This is a genomic window from Cyanobium sp. T1B-Tous (genome assembly GCF_024345475.1).
Classification (GTDB): domain Bacteria; phylum Cyanobacteriota; class Cyanobacteriia; order PCC-6307; family Cyanobiaceae; genus Cyanobium_A.
In genome coordinates this window covers 1-14,460 of sequence record NZ_JAGQBE010000059.1, presented here as the reverse complement: position 1 = coordinate 14,460, position 14,460 = coordinate 1, and the positions used below count along the sequence as shown (strand labels likewise).

Annotated in this window: 15 protein-coding genes, 1 tRNA gene and 1 pseudogene; 10 read left to right on the top strand and 7 right to left on the bottom strand. The window is 69.4% G+C overall.

Features of this window, described 5'->3' with window-relative positions; all coding sequences use genetic code 11:
• A pseudogene (locus KBY71_RS12050) lies at window positions 1-586 on the bottom strand (photosystem II D2 protein (photosystem q(a) protein)); the annotation flags it as partial.
• A 145-nt stretch (window positions 587-731) separates the two neighbouring features.
• On the opposite strand from KBY71_RS12050, the gene KBY71_RS12045 reads away from it, so the two are divergent.
• The 4 genes from KBY71_RS12045 to KBY71_RS12030 all read left to right on the top strand — a co-directional run bounded on the left by KBY71_RS12045 (window position 732) and on the right by KBY71_RS12030 (window position 2,901).
• Window positions 732-995, top strand: coding sequence for a hypothetical protein (locus KBY71_RS12045; protein ID WP_190390274.1), 264 nt, complete (start codon window positions 732-734; stop codon window positions 993-995).
• Between the two features lie 12 nt (window positions 996-1,007).
• On the top strand, window positions 1,008-1,691 hold the full coding sequence (locus tag KBY71_RS12040; RefSeq protein ID WP_254929141.1) for an ABC transporter ATP-binding protein: 684 nt from the start codon (window positions 1,008-1,010) through the stop codon (window positions 1,689-1,691).
• A gap of 29 nt (window positions 1,692-1,720) precedes the next feature.
• Window positions 1,721-1,792: transfer RNA gene (locus tag KBY71_RS12035), tRNA-Asn, on the top strand.
• Between the two features lie 344 nt (window positions 1,793-2,136).
• Window positions 2,137-2,901, top strand: a complete 765-nt coding sequence (locus KBY71_RS12030; RefSeq protein WP_254929140.1) for a response regulator transcription factor — start codon at window positions 2,137-2,139, stop codon at window positions 2,899-2,901.
• Window positions 2,902-2,931: 30 nt separating this feature from the next.
• Here KBY71_RS12030 and KBY71_RS12025 read toward each other — a convergent pair whose 3' ends face one another.
• From KBY71_RS12025 to KBY71_RS12015, 3 genes are read right to left on the bottom strand one after another with little or no spacing between them, the layout of a single operon-like run.
• Entirely contained in the window at window positions 2,932-3,882 is a 951-nt protein-coding gene (locus KBY71_RS12025) for a DNA polymerase III subunit delta' (protein ID WP_254929139.1), read from the bottom strand.
• Window positions 3,879-4,520, bottom strand: a complete 642-nt coding sequence (gene tmk / locus KBY71_RS12020; protein ID WP_254929146.1) for a dTMP kinase — start codon at window positions 4,518-4,520, stop codon at window positions 3,879-3,881. The genes KBY71_RS12025 and tmk overlap by 4 nt, the downstream gene beginning before the upstream one ends.
• 22 nt (window positions 4,521-4,542) lie before the next feature.
• Window positions 4,543-6,846, bottom strand: coding sequence for a cation-translocating P-type ATPase (locus KBY71_RS12015; protein WP_254929145.1), 2,304 nt, complete (start codon window positions 6,844-6,846; stop codon window positions 4,543-4,545).
• A 99-nt stretch (window positions 6,847-6,945) separates the two neighbouring features.
• Here KBY71_RS12015 and KBY71_RS12010 point away from each other — a divergent pair, with 99 nt between their 5' ends.
• Window positions 6,946-7,467, top strand: coding sequence for a photosystem I assembly protein Ycf3 (locus KBY71_RS12010; RefSeq protein WP_254929144.1), 522 nt, complete (start codon window positions 6,946-6,948; stop codon window positions 7,465-7,467).
• A 3-nt stretch (window positions 7,468-7,470) separates the two neighbouring features.
• On the opposite strand, the gene KBY71_RS12005 is transcribed toward KBY71_RS12010, so the two are convergent.
• From KBY71_RS12005 to radA, 3 genes are read right to left on the bottom strand one after another with little or no spacing between them, the layout of a single operon-like run.
• On the bottom strand, window positions 7,471-7,902 hold the full coding sequence (locus tag KBY71_RS12005) for a TA system VapC family ribonuclease toxin (protein WP_254929138.1): 432 nt from the start codon (window positions 7,900-7,902) through the stop codon (window positions 7,471-7,473).
• 33 nt (window positions 7,903-7,935) lie between these two features.
• On the bottom strand, window positions 7,936-8,196 hold the full coding sequence (locus tag KBY71_RS12000) for a hypothetical protein (RefSeq protein WP_254929137.1): 261 nt from the start codon (window positions 8,194-8,196) through the stop codon (window positions 7,936-7,938).
• Between the two features lie 49 nt (window positions 8,197-8,245).
• Window positions 8,246-9,691: a DNA repair protein RadA gene (gene radA / locus KBY71_RS11995; protein ID WP_254929136.1), complete on the bottom strand. Its 1,446-nt coding sequence runs from the start codon at window positions 9,689-9,691 to the stop codon at window positions 8,246-8,248.
• Between the two features lie 123 nt (window positions 9,692-9,814).
• On the opposite strand from radA, the gene rpaB reads away from it, so the two are divergent.
• The 5 genes from rpaB to KBY71_RS11970 all read left to right on the top strand — a co-directional run.
• Complete coding sequence (gene rpaB / locus KBY71_RS11990; RefSeq protein ID WP_190390280.1) at window positions 9,815-10,585, top strand: response regulator transcription factor RpaB; 771 nt, start codon at window positions 9,815-9,817, stop codon at window positions 10,583-10,585.
• Window positions 10,566-11,876, top strand: a complete 1,311-nt coding sequence (gene plsX / locus KBY71_RS11985) for a phosphate acyltransferase PlsX (protein ID WP_254929143.1) — start codon at window positions 10,566-10,568, stop codon at window positions 11,874-11,876. The genes rpaB and plsX overlap by 20 nt, the downstream gene beginning before the upstream one ends.
• Before the next feature lie 63 nt (window positions 11,877-11,939).
• Window positions 11,940-12,935 carry a beta-ketoacyl-ACP synthase III gene (locus tag KBY71_RS11980; protein WP_254929142.1) on the top strand — a complete coding sequence of 332 codons (996 nt, stop codon included), beginning with the start codon at window positions 11,940-11,942 and terminating at the stop codon, window positions 12,933-12,935.
• 36 nt (window positions 12,936-12,971) lie between these two features.
• Entirely contained in the window at window positions 12,972-13,874 is a 903-nt protein-coding gene (gene fabD, locus KBY71_RS11975; RefSeq protein ID WP_254929135.1) for an ACP S-malonyltransferase, read from the top strand.
• A gap of 8 nt (window positions 13,875-13,882) precedes the next feature.
• Window positions 13,883-14,460: 1-acyl-sn-glycerol-3-phosphate acyltransferase (locus tag KBY71_RS11970; protein WP_254929134.1), on the top strand; the 578-nt coding region annotated here is incomplete at its 3' end.

The window sequence follows — 14,460 nt, the reverse complement described above, 5'->3', positions numbered from 1 at the left end:
GGAAGGGATTCAGCGTCCAGTTGTGGAAGCCCTGCAGGAAGAGCAGGAAGCGGAAGATCGCGGCCACCCCGAAGGAGGGAGCGAAGAACCAGCTGCTCTGGCCGAGGGGGTACATCAGGAAAACACTGACGAACACCGCGATCGGGCCCGAGAAGGCGATGGCGTTGTAGGGGCGGATGCCCACCAGGCGGGCGATCTCGAACTGACGCAGCATGAAGCCGATCAGGGCGAAGGCGCCGTGCAGGGCCACGAAGGGCCAGAGGCCACCGAGCTGGCACCAGCGCACGAAGTCGCCTTGGGCCTCAGGGCCCCAGAGCAACAGCAGGCTGTGGCCCATCGCATCAGCAGGGGTGCTGACGGCGGCGGTGAGGAAGTTGCAGCCCTCCAGGTAGGAGCTGGCAATGCCGTGGGTGTACCAGGAGGTGACAAAGGTGGTGCCGGTCAGCCAGCCACCCAGCGCCAGATAGGCGGTGGGGAACAGGAGCAGACCCGACCAACCCACAAATACGAAGCGGTCGCGCTTGAGCCAGTCATCGAGGACGTCGAACCATCCCCGCTGCGGCGCGCGCCCTAAAGCGATCGTCATGAGAGCGGCTTCATGAAGCGTTACAACGGAACTCTACGGGGCGCAGCCGTCAAGTGCGCAAGCCCGGCCGAAGAGTAAGCACTTTTACCTAAGGCCCCATCCGGGACTGAATTCGCCACAGTGGGGCCAGCCCCCTTCCCCTTCCATGTACGTCGTCGAGCTCTCCCTCAAGCTCAGCCCCATGCCCGTTGCCGTGCAGCGCAAGGAGCTGGCCGACGCCCAGGCCGTCTACGGCCAGGTGCGCCAGGCCCTCGAGGGGGAGGGCCCGCGGGTGCTGGAGCTCAGCTGCGAAAAGGAAGAGGAGAAGCGGATCAGCCTGCTGAGCAGCGAAGTGGTGGCCGTTCAGCTCTATGAGAAGTCGGCGGCGGGCAGCGGCGGCAAGCGCCCCGGGTTCAGCTTCGAAGGCTGAACTCCCCAGGCCATGGTCCCCCCCCTCACCGTGGAGCGGCTCAGCTTTGCCTGGCCGAACGGTCGCCCCGCACTGCGCCACTGCACCCTGCAGATTCCCCAGCCGGGCCTGTGGATGCTGGTGGGCAGCAACGGCAGCGGCAAGAGCACCCTGCTGCGGCTGGTGGCCGGCCTACTGGAGCCCAGAAATGGCCGCATCCAGGTGTCCGGCAAGGCGGCCCTGGTGTTCCAGAACCCCGATCACCAGCTGCTGCTGCCCAGCTGCGCCAGCGACCTGCAACTCGGCCTGCCCGCCGATCTCAGCGACGACGCCCGCCGCCACCGGGTGGCCCAGGCCCTCGAGCAGGTGGGATTGGCGGAGCTGGGTGAGCGGCCGATCCACACGCTCAGTGGTGGCCAGAAACAACGGTTGGCGATTGCCGGAGCCCTGGCCAGCGAAGCGGAGCTGGTGCTGCTCGATGAACCCACGGCCCTGCTCGATCCCGACAGCCAGCGCGACGTGCTGGAGCTGCTGTGGCAGCTCACCCATCGCCCCGAGGCACCCCTCACCGCCCTGTGGATCACCCACCGCCTCGAGGAGCTGAAGCGCTGTGATGGCGCCGCCCTGATGGAGCACGGTGCCGTCGGGCGATGGCAAAACGGCCCGTCTCTGGCCACCCAGCTGGCCCCCTTGCAGGGCGGCGGGCCTGAGGGGTAAGGTCTTCGGACCGGATTCTTCCGGCGTATTCCTCGGTAGCTCAGCGGTAGAGCGATCGACTGTTAATCGATTGGTCGCAGGTTCGAATCCCGCCCGGGGAGTTTTTGATCAACCGCAGCCTTCGGGTTGCGGTTTTTTTATGGGCGCCCAGCCGCCGGCCGCAACCGGGCCGCAACATTGAACTCCTAAAAAATCCTGAAGATCCTCAGGCCGAATCCTCCGGCTCGCTGCAGGCGAGCACTGGATTTCAGCCGTCTGCCGAGGCCCAGACCAGAGCCCGGAACCCCCAAACGGGGCTCCGGAGCGCACCCCGCCCCCAAGCAGGCTCTCGCCGTCAGGGCAAAAACGGAGAAAATGCAGTCAAATTCGCTGCAGCGGTAGCGATTGATTCACGGCTTGACGTACATCTCCTGACGTCCACCGCTAACGCTCCCCGCCTGTTGCCATGAAGCCCTGCATCCTGCTGATCGAAGACGACAGCGACATGCGCGAGCTGGTGGCAGGCCACCTCGAGCACGGTGGGTTTGACGTGCAACGGGCCGATGACGGCATCAAGGGCCAGGCCCTGGCCCTCCAATACAGCCCGGATCTGATCCTGCTGGATCTGATGCTGCCGAAGGTGGACGGGCTCACCCTCTGCCAGCGCCTGCGGCGGGATGAGCGCACCGCCAAGATCCCGATCCTGATGCTCACTGCCCTGGGGAGCATCAAGGACAAGGTGAGCGGCTTCAACTCCGGAGCCGACGACTACCTCGCCAAACCCTTCGACCTCGAAGAGCTGATGGTGCGGGTCAAGGCCCTGCTGCGCCGCAGCGACCATGCCCCCCTCTCGGCCAAGCACAACGAAATCCTCAGCTACGGCTGCCTCACCCTGGTGCCCGAGCGGTTTGAAGCCATCTGGTTCGATGCCCCGGTGCGCCTGACCCACCTCGAGTTTGAGCTGCTCCATTGCCTCCTGCAGCGCCACGGCCAGACCGTGGCTCCCTCGCTGATCCTCAAGGAGGTGTGGGGCTACGAACCGGACGACGACATCGAAACGATCCGCGTGCACGTGCGGCACCTGCGTACCAAGCTCGAGCCCGATCCCCGCAAACCCCGCTTCATCAAAACCGTCTACGGCGCGGGCTACTGCCTGGAGCTGCCCAGCGACGACCAGGTGGCCGACCTGGTGCCCCTGATCCACGAAGCCCGCCAAGCCCAGGCCAGCTGATCGCGCGGCCCCGGCCCCGCCTTTGGACGCTCAGAGGCCGGCCAGTTCCAGCAGGGCCACCTCCCAGGCCAGCCGGGGCTGCACATAGGAGCGCAACTGGCTGCGCAGCCGTTCAAGGCGCTGCAGCTGGGCCAGCGGGGCCTGACGGCGCCAGAGGGCCAACTGCCACCAGCCCAGCAGCCACAGCTGCTGCTCGGCATCGAGGGCCTCGGCCAGATCCCTGGCCAGGGCCAGGGCCTGCAACGGATCGGCCGACGCGGCCAAGCCCAGCAGACGGTCGGCCAGCCCCTCCGGCAGGGCAGCCCAGGCCTGACGGCAGCGCAGCAACGCCCCCGGGGAGCCGGCGGCCAGCTCCAGCAGGAGCGGCGGGTCATCGCCAATCCCCGCCTCGCCGCAGCGCTCCAGCACCGTGGCCAGCTGGCTGGGGCTCAGCCGGGTGAAGGGGATCTGCTGGCAGCGGGAGCGGATCGTGGTGAGCAGCTGATCCGGTGCGGCCGCGATCAGGATCAGCAGGCCATCGCCGGGCTCTTCCAGGGTTTTGAGCAGGGCATTGGCCGCCCCCTCGGCCATCGCCTCGGCCCCCTCGAGCACCACCAGGCAGCCCTTGGCCTCCACGGCTCGGCGGGACAGGAACCGCGACACCTCCCGGATTTGCTCCAGGCGCAGCTGGGGCGCCGCCCGCCGGGCCAAGCCCAGCTCCTCCGCCTTGGAGGCGGGCACCAGCTGGCCCTTGTCCTGGTAGGTGGGCTCCACCCAGAGCAGGTCGGGGTGGTTGCCCTCCTGCAGGCGCCGACGGGTGGCGGCAGCGCCGTCCGGGCCCGCCAGCACCCCCTCCAGGAAGCGCAGGGCCGCCAGCCGCCGGCCCACCCCATCCGGGCCGGCAAACAGATAGGCCGGTGCGAGCCGCCCCTGGGCCAGGGAGGCCTCCAGCAGGGCCACGGCCCTGGGCTGGCCGAGCAGGTCGTCGAACAGGGCCGTCACGGGCAGGACGCCAGGTGGACCAGCGCGGCACGGCAGACCTCGGCCACCCGCGCCGGCGGCTGGGTGGCATCGACGCGCCACCAACCGCGCTCGCAGGCCAGCAGCTCAAAGCCCGTCACCACCCGCTGCAGGAAGGCCTCGCCACTGGCCTCGATGCGATCGGCGGCGCGATCGCCGCGGCGGCGCAGGGATTCCGCCAGGGGCAACGCCAACCAGAGGGTGAGATCGGGAGCCAGGCCACCGGTGGCCAGCTGCTCGAGCTGGGCGATGCGAGCTCGGTCGAGGCCGCGGCCATGGCCCTGGTAAGCGGCAGTGGAGCCACTGAAGCGGTCGCTGAGCACCCAGTGGCCCGCCGCCAGGGCAGGCCGGATCAGCTGCTCCACATGCTGGGCCCGGTCGGCGGCGTAGAGCAGCAACTCGGCCATCGGTTCCGGGGCCGCCTCGCCCGGGGGATGCAAGAGCAGCTGGCGCAGGGCGGCGCCCAGGGCTGTGCCCCCCGGCTCCCGGGTCACAACCAGCTCGGCTCCCGGTGCCAGCAGGCCACTGCCCGGCAACCAGGTGCGCAGGGCCTCCAGCTGGGTGCTCTTGCCACAGCCATCGATGCCTTCCAGCACCACGAACCGGCCTCGGGGGCCCATGGCCGGTTCTGCCACCTGGAAATCAGCGGGAAGGGTGGGCCCCATCCTGCAGCAGCAGGGCATTGGCCACCACCGTGATCGAGCTCATCGCCATCAACAGGGCCGCCAGGGGGGGCGTGAGCAGCACCCCGAAGCCGGGCAGCAGCACGCCGGCGGCCAGGGGCAACACGATCAGGTTGTAACCGAAAGCCCAGGCCAGGTTCTGGCGCACCTTGGCCATGGTCTGGCGGGCCAGCACCACGGCGCGCACGATGCCCTGCAGCTGGTCGCCCATCACCACCAGATCGGCCGTGTCCTGGGCGATCTGGGTGCCGGTACCCACCGCAATGCCCAGATCCGCCGCGGCCAGGGCGGGGGCATCGTTGATGCCATCCCCCACCATGGCCAGGGCGCCGCGGGCCGGGTGCTGCAGGATGCGCTCGAGTTTCTGCTCGGGCCGCAGTTCCCAGGCCAGCTCCGACTCCCGCAACCCCAGCCGGGCCCCCAGCTGCTGCACCGGCTCCCGCCGATCGCCGCTGAGCAGGCCGAGCTCCAGTCCCAGAGCCCGCAGCTCCGCAAGCACGGCAGCGGCATCGGGGCGGGGCTGGTCCTCCACCGCCACCAGCCCCAGCAAGCCCTGCTCACCGGCCACGGCCAACACACTGGCCCCATGGCACTCCAGCTGCGCCTGGTGGGCGAGCCATTCCGGCGCGGGCGCCTCCTGAACCCAGCCCAGCCGCCCCACCCGCAGCCGCTGGCCATCAATCGAGCCCACCACCCCTTGCCCCACGCTGGTGTGCGCCTCGCTCACGGGCAGCAACTCCAACCCGCGGCGCTGGGCCTCCTGCAGCAGGGCAAAGCCCAGGGGATGGCGGCTGCCCGTCTCAAGGCTCGCCGCCAGCTGCACCAGCCGATCGGCCCCGAGCTCCCCCAGGGGCTGCACCGCCGCCACCAGGGGCCGGCCGCGGGTGAGGGTGCCGGTCTTGTCAAACAGCATGGCCTGAAGCCCCGCGGCGGTTTCGATCGCATCGCCGCCCCGGAACAGCAGGCCCTCCCGGGCGGCACGGCCCGTACCCACGGTGATGGCGGTGGGGGTCGCCAGGCCCAGGGCACAGGGGCAGGCCACCACCAACACCGCAATGGCCAGCTGGAGGGCCAGGGCAAAGGGGGTTTCGGCGGCAGTGCCCATCGCCCCGTGGCTGGCACCGTGGCCGCCCATCAGGCCAGCCCCGTGGGGGCTGAGCACCTGGGGCCAGAGGTGGGCGCCGAGCAGCCACCAGAACAGCAAGGTGGCCACCGCCAGCGCCAGCACCACCAGGGTGAACCGGCCCGCGATCCGGTCGGCCAGCCCCTGGATCGGCGCCTTGCGGGCCTGGGCCCTCTCCACCAGGTGGATGATCCGGGCAATGGCGCTGTCGGCGCCGCGGCGGCGCACCTCCAGCACCAGGGGGGCCTCCAGGTTGAGGCTGCCCGCAGCCAGCTCGCTGCCAGCGACGGCCTGGAGCGGCAGGGGTTCGCCCGTGAGGCCGGACACATCGACCGCCGAGGCCCCCTCGAGCACCACCCCATCCACCGGCACCCGATCGCCCGGGAGCAACTGAACGCGGTCACCGGGCCGCAGGCCACCCACCCTTACGGGGCGCGGGGGGCCCTCACCCAGCAGCAGCAGGGCGGTGTCGGGCTGGAGCTCGGCCAACTCTTCCAAGGCCCGGCCCGTGCGAAAACGGGCACGCTCTTCCAGGAAGCGACCCAGCAACACGAAGCCCAGCAGCATCACGGGCTCGTTGAAAAAACAGGGCCAGCCGCGCTGGGGCCACAGAAAGGCCACCAGGCTGGCCAGGTAGGCACTCAGCACGCCGAGGCCCACCAGGGTGTCCATGCTGGGCATGCCGGCCAGGGCCGTCTGGACGCCCCGCACCAGGATCGGCCGACCCGGGCCGACCAGGGCCACGGTGGCCACCAGGGCATGGATCCAGATCGCCCCGAGCCCGGCCAGGGCGAGATGGCCCAGCACCGACACCAGCAACAGGGCCAGGGCCACCACCAACTGGCGCCAGTTCTGCCACCAGGTGCGCGTCTGGAGCCGCTCCCGCCGGGTGGGCAACTCGCCTTCGCTGGCCCGCAGGCGGGCGTGGAAACCCAGACCCTCCAAAGACTGGAGCAGGGCGCCCTGGTTGGCCTCCGGCGACACGACGTCCACCCAGGCGGTGCGGGTGAGCAGGTTGACACTGGCCTGGCGCACGCCGGGCTGGTCGAGCAGCCGCTGTTCAACGGCCCGCACGCAACCGCCGCACTTCATGCCCTCGATATCCAGCAGGAGGGGCTCCAGCGGGAGGGGCTCCTGCATAAGGGGCTCCTGAAGCGTGGGCAAGGCCGGCAGGGAGCAGATCCGCTCAGGCTAGGGAGATCCGTCAGGATGGGCGCCACGCAGCCCACCGACGTCACCGTGCCCCGCAGCCAACGCAACGACAACTTCATCGACAAGAGCTTCACGGTGATGGCCGACCTGATCCTCAAGGTGCTGCCCACCAACCGGCGCGCCAAGGAGGCCTTCGCCTACTACCGCGACGGCATGAGCGCCCAGGCCGACGGGGAGTACGCCGAAGCCCTGGAGAACTACGAGGAAGCCCTCAAGCTCGAGGACGACCCCAATGACAAGGCCTTCATCCTCTACAACATGGCCCTGGTGTTCGCCAGCAACGGCGAGCACGCCAAGGCACTCGACTTCTACGGCCAGGCCCTGGATCTCAACAGCAAGATGCCCCAGGCCCTCAACAACATGGCGGTGATCCACCACCACCTGGGGGCCATTGCCGAAGAGCGGGGCGATGCCGATGAGGCCGACCGCTGCTTCGACCAGGCCGCGGACTTCTGGGGCAAGGCGATCCGCCTGGCCCCCAACAACTACATCGAGGCCCAGAACTGGCTCAAGACCAGCGGCCGCGGCAGCGTGGATGTGTATTTCTGAGGCTCAGAGATCGGCGGGATTGAGCCAGCGCAATTCCTTGAAACGGCTAAAGCCGCGGTCGAAGGACACCCAGGTGGCATTCACTTCCAGGGCCGCAGCCGCCAGGTAGACATCGGTCATGTCAACAGAACTGGGCCGGTAATCGAGAACCATCCGGCGGAAGAGGCCCCAATGTCTCGGCCCGGGGTCGAGGACGGATACCGCTGGAGACGCCAAAAGGCTGTCGATAAAGCCCACGGCCTCCGCCGGATCGAGGGGCTCACTAAACACGCGGCGGTCGGTGACAACCCGCAGAAAGCCGCTGACCACAACGGAAAACAGGCCCAGTCCTTCGGGCTCAGCGCGATGCTCCAACAGCCAGGAGCGGGCTAGCGCATGGCGAGGTGAAGCAGCCACACAGGCCTGCACCAGGACATTCACGTCAACGCAGTGCATCTGGGTCAGTGCATCTGGGTCAGTGCATCTGGGTCAGCGCAACTGATCCAGGGGCAGCCCTTCGTCGAGCAGCTCCCGCACGGTGGAGAGATCGTCGAGGTCAACACCTGGGCGCAGAACGCCACCGGCATGGACTGGCAGCAGGGGCAGCGCCGCCTGTTTCAGCAGGTGGGCACGGTTGAGGTAAGCCTGCAGCGCCGCCTCAAACACCGATCCCACCGTGCTGCCTTCTCGAGCGGCCTGGACCTTCGCCTGCTCGTAGAGGGCGTCGCTGATGGTGAGCGTGGTGCGCATGGGCGCATCTTAATGCGCGAGCTACGCATCTTGATGCAGAACCTGCCACTCAGGCCCGGTCGTCCGCCGGATTCACCCCCAGGGCCGCCACCAGCGCCTCGGCCACCCCGCCGGCCTCCAGCAGCTGCAGGCCCAGCCCGGCAGCGGCCTTGGCCAGCCCTGATCCCTTGGGCACCACCGCCCGGGTGAAGCCCAACCGCGCCGCCTCCTGCAGCCGCAGCTCCAGTTGCCCCACGGGCCGGAGCTGGCCGCCCAGGCCCAGCTCGCCCACCAGCACCGTGCCGGGGGGCAGGGTGAGGTCGCGGTAGCTGGCCACCACCGCCGCGGCCACCCCCAGATCCGCCGCCGGCTCCTCCACCTCCAGGCCCCCGGCCACCGCCAGGTAGCAGTCGAAGCGCGACAGCGGCAGGCCCAGGTGCTTTTCCAGCACCGCCAGGATCTGGTGCAGACGGTTGGCGGCGATGCCCGTGGCGCTGCGGCGCGGGCTGGCATAGCTGGTGGTGCTCACCAGGGCCTGGAGCTCCACCACCAGGGGCCGGGTGCCCTCGCAGGCCACGATCGTGGCGGTGCCGGCGCTGGGTTCATCACCGCCCAGAAACAACTCACTGGGGTTGGTCACCTCGGCCAGGCCCCGGTCGCGCATCTCGAACACGCCCAGCTCGTGGGTGGCGCCAAAGCGGTTTTTCACCGCCCGCAGCAGCCGGTGGCTGGCGAAGCGATCGCCCTCGAAGGTGAGCACCGCATCCACCAGGTGCTCCAGCACCTTCGGGCCCGCCAGGGCGCCTTCCTTGGTCACGTGACCCACCAGCAGCAGGGCCGTGTCCTGGCGCTTGGCGATGCGGGCCAGGGCGGCGGCACAGTCGCGCACCTGGGCCACGGAACCGGGAGCGCTGCCCAGCTCGGCATCGTGCAAGGCCTGGATGCTGTCGATGATGGCCACCGCCGGCCGCAGGGCTTCGAGCTCCTGCAGCACCAGCTCCAGGTCAGTTTCGGCCAGCAGCTGGAAATCGGCCCCAACCTCAGGATCGCCAGCGGGATCACCCAGGCCGCTCTGGGCCAGCCGGCGCCAGCGCAGCTTCACCTGCTGGGCCGACTCCTCGGCACTCACGTAGAGCACGCTGGCCCGGCCCGCCATGGAACAGGCGCTCTGCAACAGCAGGGTGCTCTTGCCGATGCCCGGGTCACCGCCCACCAGCACCAGCGATCCGGGCACCAGCCCGCCGCCCAGCACCCGGTCCAATTCGCCATAGCCGCTGCTGAGCCGCTGGAGCGGCCGCTCTCCCACCGCCTGGATCGGCTCCGACCGCCGCGGCTGGCCGGAGCCCGCGCCCTCCACCGGCTCCACCACCGGCCGCCGCCGCCGGTTGTCGGCCGCCGGGGCGGCCTTCTGCTCCACCAGGGTGTTCCAGCTGCCGCAACCGGAACAGCGCCCAAAGAACTGGCGCGTCTGGGACCCACAGCTGGTGCAGACGAAAACGGTGCTGGGCTTGGCCACGGATAGGGCTGGAACGAGGGGGCTGGTCGACGAGCTGTATGAAGAAAGGTGGCGTTGAATGCAACGTTCGCCCCTCAGGCCTTTTCAGTAGGGGCTATCTGATGTAGCAGCTCGGCTGCGGCGATGACGGTTTCCGCCCCCACCACCATCCACGGGACCAACCACGGCAAAGAGACGATCCTGGTCGTGGATGACGAAGCCAGCATCCGCCGGATCCTGGAAACGCGCCTGTCGATGATCGGCTACCAGGTGGTGACCGCCTGCGATGGCGTCGAGGCCCTGGAGCTGTTCAAGACCAGCCAGCCCGACCTGGTGGTGCTCGACGTGATGATGCCGAAGCTGGATGGCTACGGCGTCTGCCAGGAGCTGCGCAAGGAATCCGACGTACCGATCGTGATGCTCACGGCCCTGGGCGATGTGGCCGACCGCATCACCGGCCTGGAGCTGGGCGCCGACGACTACGTCGTCAAGCCCTTCAGCCCCAAGGAATTGGAGGCCCGCATCCGCTGCGTGCTGCGCCGGGTGGAGAAGGAGGCGGTGGCCGGCATCCCCAACTCCGGGGTGATCACCGTGGGCGACCTGCGCATCGACACCAACAAGCGCCAGGTGTACCGGGGCGACGAACGCATCCGGCTCACCGGCATGGAGTTCAGCCTGCTGGAGCTGCTGGTGAGCCGCAGCGGCGAACCCTTCAGCCGCGGCGAGATCCTCAAGGACGTGTGGGGGTATACCCCGGAGCGCCACGTGGACACCCGGGTGGTGGATGTCCATATTTCCCGGCTGCGCTCCAAACTGGAGGATGATCCGGCCAACCCCGAGCTGATCCTCACGGCTCGCGGCACCGGATATCTGTTCCAACGCATCGTTGACGCCGTTGCCTCCGAAGGGTCCTGACAAGCGCGCCAAGCCCAGCCGGGCGATTCGCCGGCTGGTGATCTGGTATCGCCGCAACGCTGCGGTGACCAGCCTGGTGGACAGCGCCACCAGCACCGCTGGCTCCATGGCCGGCAACATGGCCGGAGCGGCCGGGGCGGCCACCAGCGTGGCCGGCAACATGGCCAACACGGTGCTGCAGCCGCTGGTGTTCGATCCGTTGCGCCGCCTGCAGCGGGGCCTGGGCGGCCCCGATGAGGACAAGCCGATCAACGACGCCGACCGCCTCTGGGTGGCCGTGGATGGCATGGGCGGCGACTTCGCCCCGGGCCCGATCCTGGAGGGCTGCCTGAGGGCGGTCGAGCTGCTGCCCCTGCGGGTGCGGTTCGTGGCTGAACAGGCCCCACTCCAGGCCGCCATGGCCGAGATGGGCCTGCAGGAGGAGCTCGACGAGGCCGTGGCCCGGGGACTGATTCAGCTGGTGGCCAGCGGCCCCTCGGTGGGCATGGATGAAGAGGCCACGGTGGTGCGCAAGAAGCGTGACGCCAGCATCAACATGGCCATGGACCTGGTCAAACAGGGCCAGGCCACGGCCGTCTATTCCGCCGGCAACTCCGGAGCGGTGATGGCCTCGGCCATCTTCCGGCTGGGCCGGCTCAAGAGCATCGATCGCCCCGCCATCGGCGCCCTCTTCCCCACCAAGGACACCGAGCAGCAGGTGCTGGTGCTGGATGTGGGCGCCAACATGGACTGCAAGCCGGCCTACCTGCACCAGTGGGCCCTGCTGGGCCACATCTACAGCCGCGATGTGCTGCAGGTGGCCAACCCCCGCATCGGGCTGGTGAACATCGGCGAGGAGGAGTGCAAGGGCAACGAGCTGTGCCTGCGCACCTACCCCCTGCTGGCGGAAGAGGAGCGCTTTGTGTTCGCCGGCAACTGCGAAGGCCGGGACATCCTCTCCGGGGAATTCGACGTGGTGGTGTGCGATGGCTTCACCGGCAACGTCCTGCTGAAGTTCCTCGAATCGGTGGGCAGCGTGCTGCTGGATGTGATCAAGGAGGAGCTGCCCCGGGGCCGCCGCGGCAAGGTGGGCTCCGCCTTCCTGATCAACAACCTGCGCCGCATCAAGAAGCGCCTCGACCACGCTGAACACGGCGGTGCCCTCTTGCTCGGCGTGGATGGGGTGTGCGTGATCGGCCACGGCAGCAGCAAGGCCCTCTCGGTGCTGAGCGCCCTGCGCCTGGCCCACTCCGCCGCCAGCCATGGCGTGATGGCCAACCTCCATGCCCTCACGACAACTGTGGTTGACTGACCCCACTGTCGGCTGAATCCGGTGCCACTCGGCGGCGTCAACACACCAGCGGTGCTGGGGGGCATGGCCCTGGTGGGTTGCGGCAGTGCCGTACCGGCGGCCAGCATCACCAACCAGCAACTCAGCGAGCGAGTTGACACCAACGACGACTGGATCCGCACCCGCACCGGCATCGGCGCCCGCCGGGTCGCCGGACCGGAGGAATCGCTCACCTGCCTGGCCAGCCGGGCCGCCCAGGCCGCCCTCGACCACGCCGGCTGGACCGCGGACGACGTTGACCTGATTCTGCTGGCCACCTCCAGCCCCGACGATCTGTTCGGCACGGCACCGCGGGTGCAGGGGGCCCTCGGGGCCAGCCGCGCCGTGGCCTTCGACCTCACGGCCGCCTGCAGCGGCTTTCTGTTCGCCCTGATCACGGCCGGCCAGTACCTGGGCAGCGGCGCCATGAAGCGGGCCCTGGTGATCGGAGCCGACCAACTCAGCCGCTGGGTCGACTGGGACGACCGCAGCACCTGCGTGTTGTTCGGCGATGGGGCGGGGGCCGTGGCCGTGGAGGCCTGCGCGGCCGATGCCACCGGCCTGCTGGGCTTCCGCATGCGCTCCGACGGCAGCCGCAACGGCTGCCTCACCCTGGCCCAGGTGGACCGCCACAACCCCTTGCTGGGGGGACTGACGGCCCAACAGGGCGGCTTCGCGCCCATCGCGATGAACGGCCAGGAGGTCTACAAATTTGCGGTGCGGGAGGTGCCGGCGATCCTCAGCGAGCTGCTGGAGGCCACCGGCACCGCCCCGGAGCAGCTCGACTGGCTGCTGCTGCACCAGGCCAACCAGCGCATCCTCGATGCCGTGGCCGATCGCTTCGCCATGCCCCACGACCAGGTGCTCAGCAACCTGGCCCTGTACGGCAACACCTCGGCCGCCACGATCCCGCTGATGCTGGATGAGGCCGTGAAAGACGGCCGGGTGCAGCCCGGCCATCTGCTGGCCAGCAGTGGCTTTGGCGCGGGCTTGAGCTGGGGGGCTGCCCTGCTGCGCTGGGGCGGGCCCAACGGAGGCTGAGGCCTAATCTCCTGCCACTTCCACAGAGGCGGCAGCATGGGCATTGCCTGGGTGTTTCCCGGCCAGGGCTCACAGAAGGTGGGCATGGCCGACGCCGTGCTGGAGCTTCCCGGAGCCCGGCAGCGCTTTGCCCAGGCCTCGGAGCTGCTGGGGCGGGATTTACTGGCCATTTGCGACGGCAGCGCCACAGGCGAGCTGGCCGATCTCAACGACACCCGCAACACGCAGCCTGCCCTGTTTGTGATTGAGAGCCTGCTGGCCGATGGGCTCAAGGCCCAGGGCCGCACGGCCCAGGTGGTGGCTGGCCACAGCCTCGGGGAGCTGGTGGCCCTGCACGTGGCCGGGGTGTTCGACGTCGCCACCGGCCTGGCCCTGATGCACACCCGCAGCACCCTGATGGCCGCGGCGGGCGGTGGCGCCATGACCGCCGTGATGGGCTTCGATCGCGGCGAGCTGGAGGCCCTGGTGGCCGCCACCGACGGGGTGGTGATCGCCAACGACAACAGCAGCGCCCAGGTGGTGCTCTCCGGCAGCCCGGAGGCGGTGGCGGCCGTCAGCGGCCAACTCACCTGCAAACGGGCCATTCCCCTGGCGGTGAGTGGCGCCTTCCACTCGCCCTTCATGGCGGCAGCGGCCGAAGCCTTTGCGGCCGAACTGGAGGCGGTGCCCTTCGCCGACGCGGCGATCCCCGTGCTCAGCAACACGGACCCCACGCCAGAAACCAACGGGGCTGCGCTCAAGGCCCGCCTGATTCACCAGATGACCACCGGGGTGCGCTGGCGCGAAACGATGGACACGTTCGGCGCCCTGGGCATCACCACCGCCGTGGAAATCGGCCCCGGGGCCGTGCTCAGCGGCCTGATCAAGCGCGGCTGTGAGGGCATCACCACCGCCCAGATCGGCAGCGCCGCCGACCTCGGCGTGGACGGCGGACTGTGAACGGGCGCGTGAAGCGGCTGCTGCGCCGCCGTAAACCCACCGAACCTCCGGCCCTGATCCGCACGCCCCGGCCCAGCCTCACCTACCGGCTGATCAGCTATCTGCTGGTGTTCCCGGTGTTTCGGCTGCTGTTCCGGGGCCGCACCGCCGGCAATGCCAACGTGCCGATGGAGGGCGCCCTGGTGGTGGTGGCCAACCATGGCTCCCACCTCGATCCGCCCCTGCTGGGCCACGCCCTGGGCCGGCCGGTGGCGTTCATGGCCAAGGCCGAGCTGTTTCGGGTGCCGATCCTGGGGCCGATCATCCGGGCCTGTGGCGCCTATCCGGTGTCCCGCGGCGCCAGCGACCGGGAGGCGATCCGCACCGCCACCGACCGGTTGCTGGAGGGCTGGGCCACGGGCGTGTTCATCGACGGCACCCGCCAGAGCAATGGCCGGGTCAACGATCCCCAGGCTGGCGCCGCCCTGCTGGCGGCCCGGGCCGGCGTGCCCCTGCTGCCGGTGGCGATCATCAACAGCCACCGGGCTCTGGGGCCCGGTCAACAGGGCGCCCGGTTGGTGCCGATCCACATCCGCATCGGCACGCC

Excerpts from the sequence above, each read along its gene's own strand:
- KBY71_RS12045 (WP_190390274.1), top strand. The coding sequence starts at position 732 with ATGTACGTCGTCGAGCTCTCCCTCAAGCTCAGCCCCATGCCCGTTGCC.
- KBY71_RS12040 (WP_254929141.1), top strand. The coding sequence starts at position 1,008 with ATGGTCCCCCCCCTCACCGTGGAGCGGCTCAGCTTTGCCTGGCCGAAC.
- KBY71_RS12030 (WP_254929140.1), top strand. The coding sequence starts at position 2,137 with ATGAAGCCCTGCATCCTGCTGATCGAAGACGACAGCGACATGCGCGAG.
- tmk (WP_254929146.1), bottom strand. The coding sequence starts at position 4,520 with ATGGGCCCCCGAGGCCGGTTCGTGGTGCTGGAAGGCATCGATGGCTGT.
- KBY71_RS12015 (WP_254929145.1), bottom strand. The coding sequence starts at position 6,846 with ATGCAGGAGCCCCTCCCGCTGGAGCCCCTCCTGCTGGATATCGAGGGC.
- KBY71_RS12005 (WP_254929138.1), bottom strand. The coding sequence starts at position 7,902 with ATGCACTGCGTTGACGTGAATGTCCTGGTGCAGGCCTGTGTGGCTGCT.
- KBY71_RS12000 (WP_254929137.1), bottom strand. The coding sequence starts at position 8,196 with ATGCGCACCACGCTCACCATCAGCGACGCCCTCTACGAGCAGGCGAAG.
- rpaB (WP_190390280.1), top strand. The coding sequence starts at position 9,815 with ATGACGGTTTCCGCCCCCACCACCATCCACGGGACCAACCACGGCAAA.
- KBY71_RS11980 (WP_254929142.1), top strand. The coding sequence starts at position 11,940 with ATGGCCCTGGTGGGTTGCGGCAGTGCCGTACCGGCGGCCAGCATCACC.
- fabD (WP_254929135.1), top strand. The coding sequence starts at position 12,972 with ATGGGCATTGCCTGGGTGTTTCCCGGCCAGGGCTCACAGAAGGTGGGC.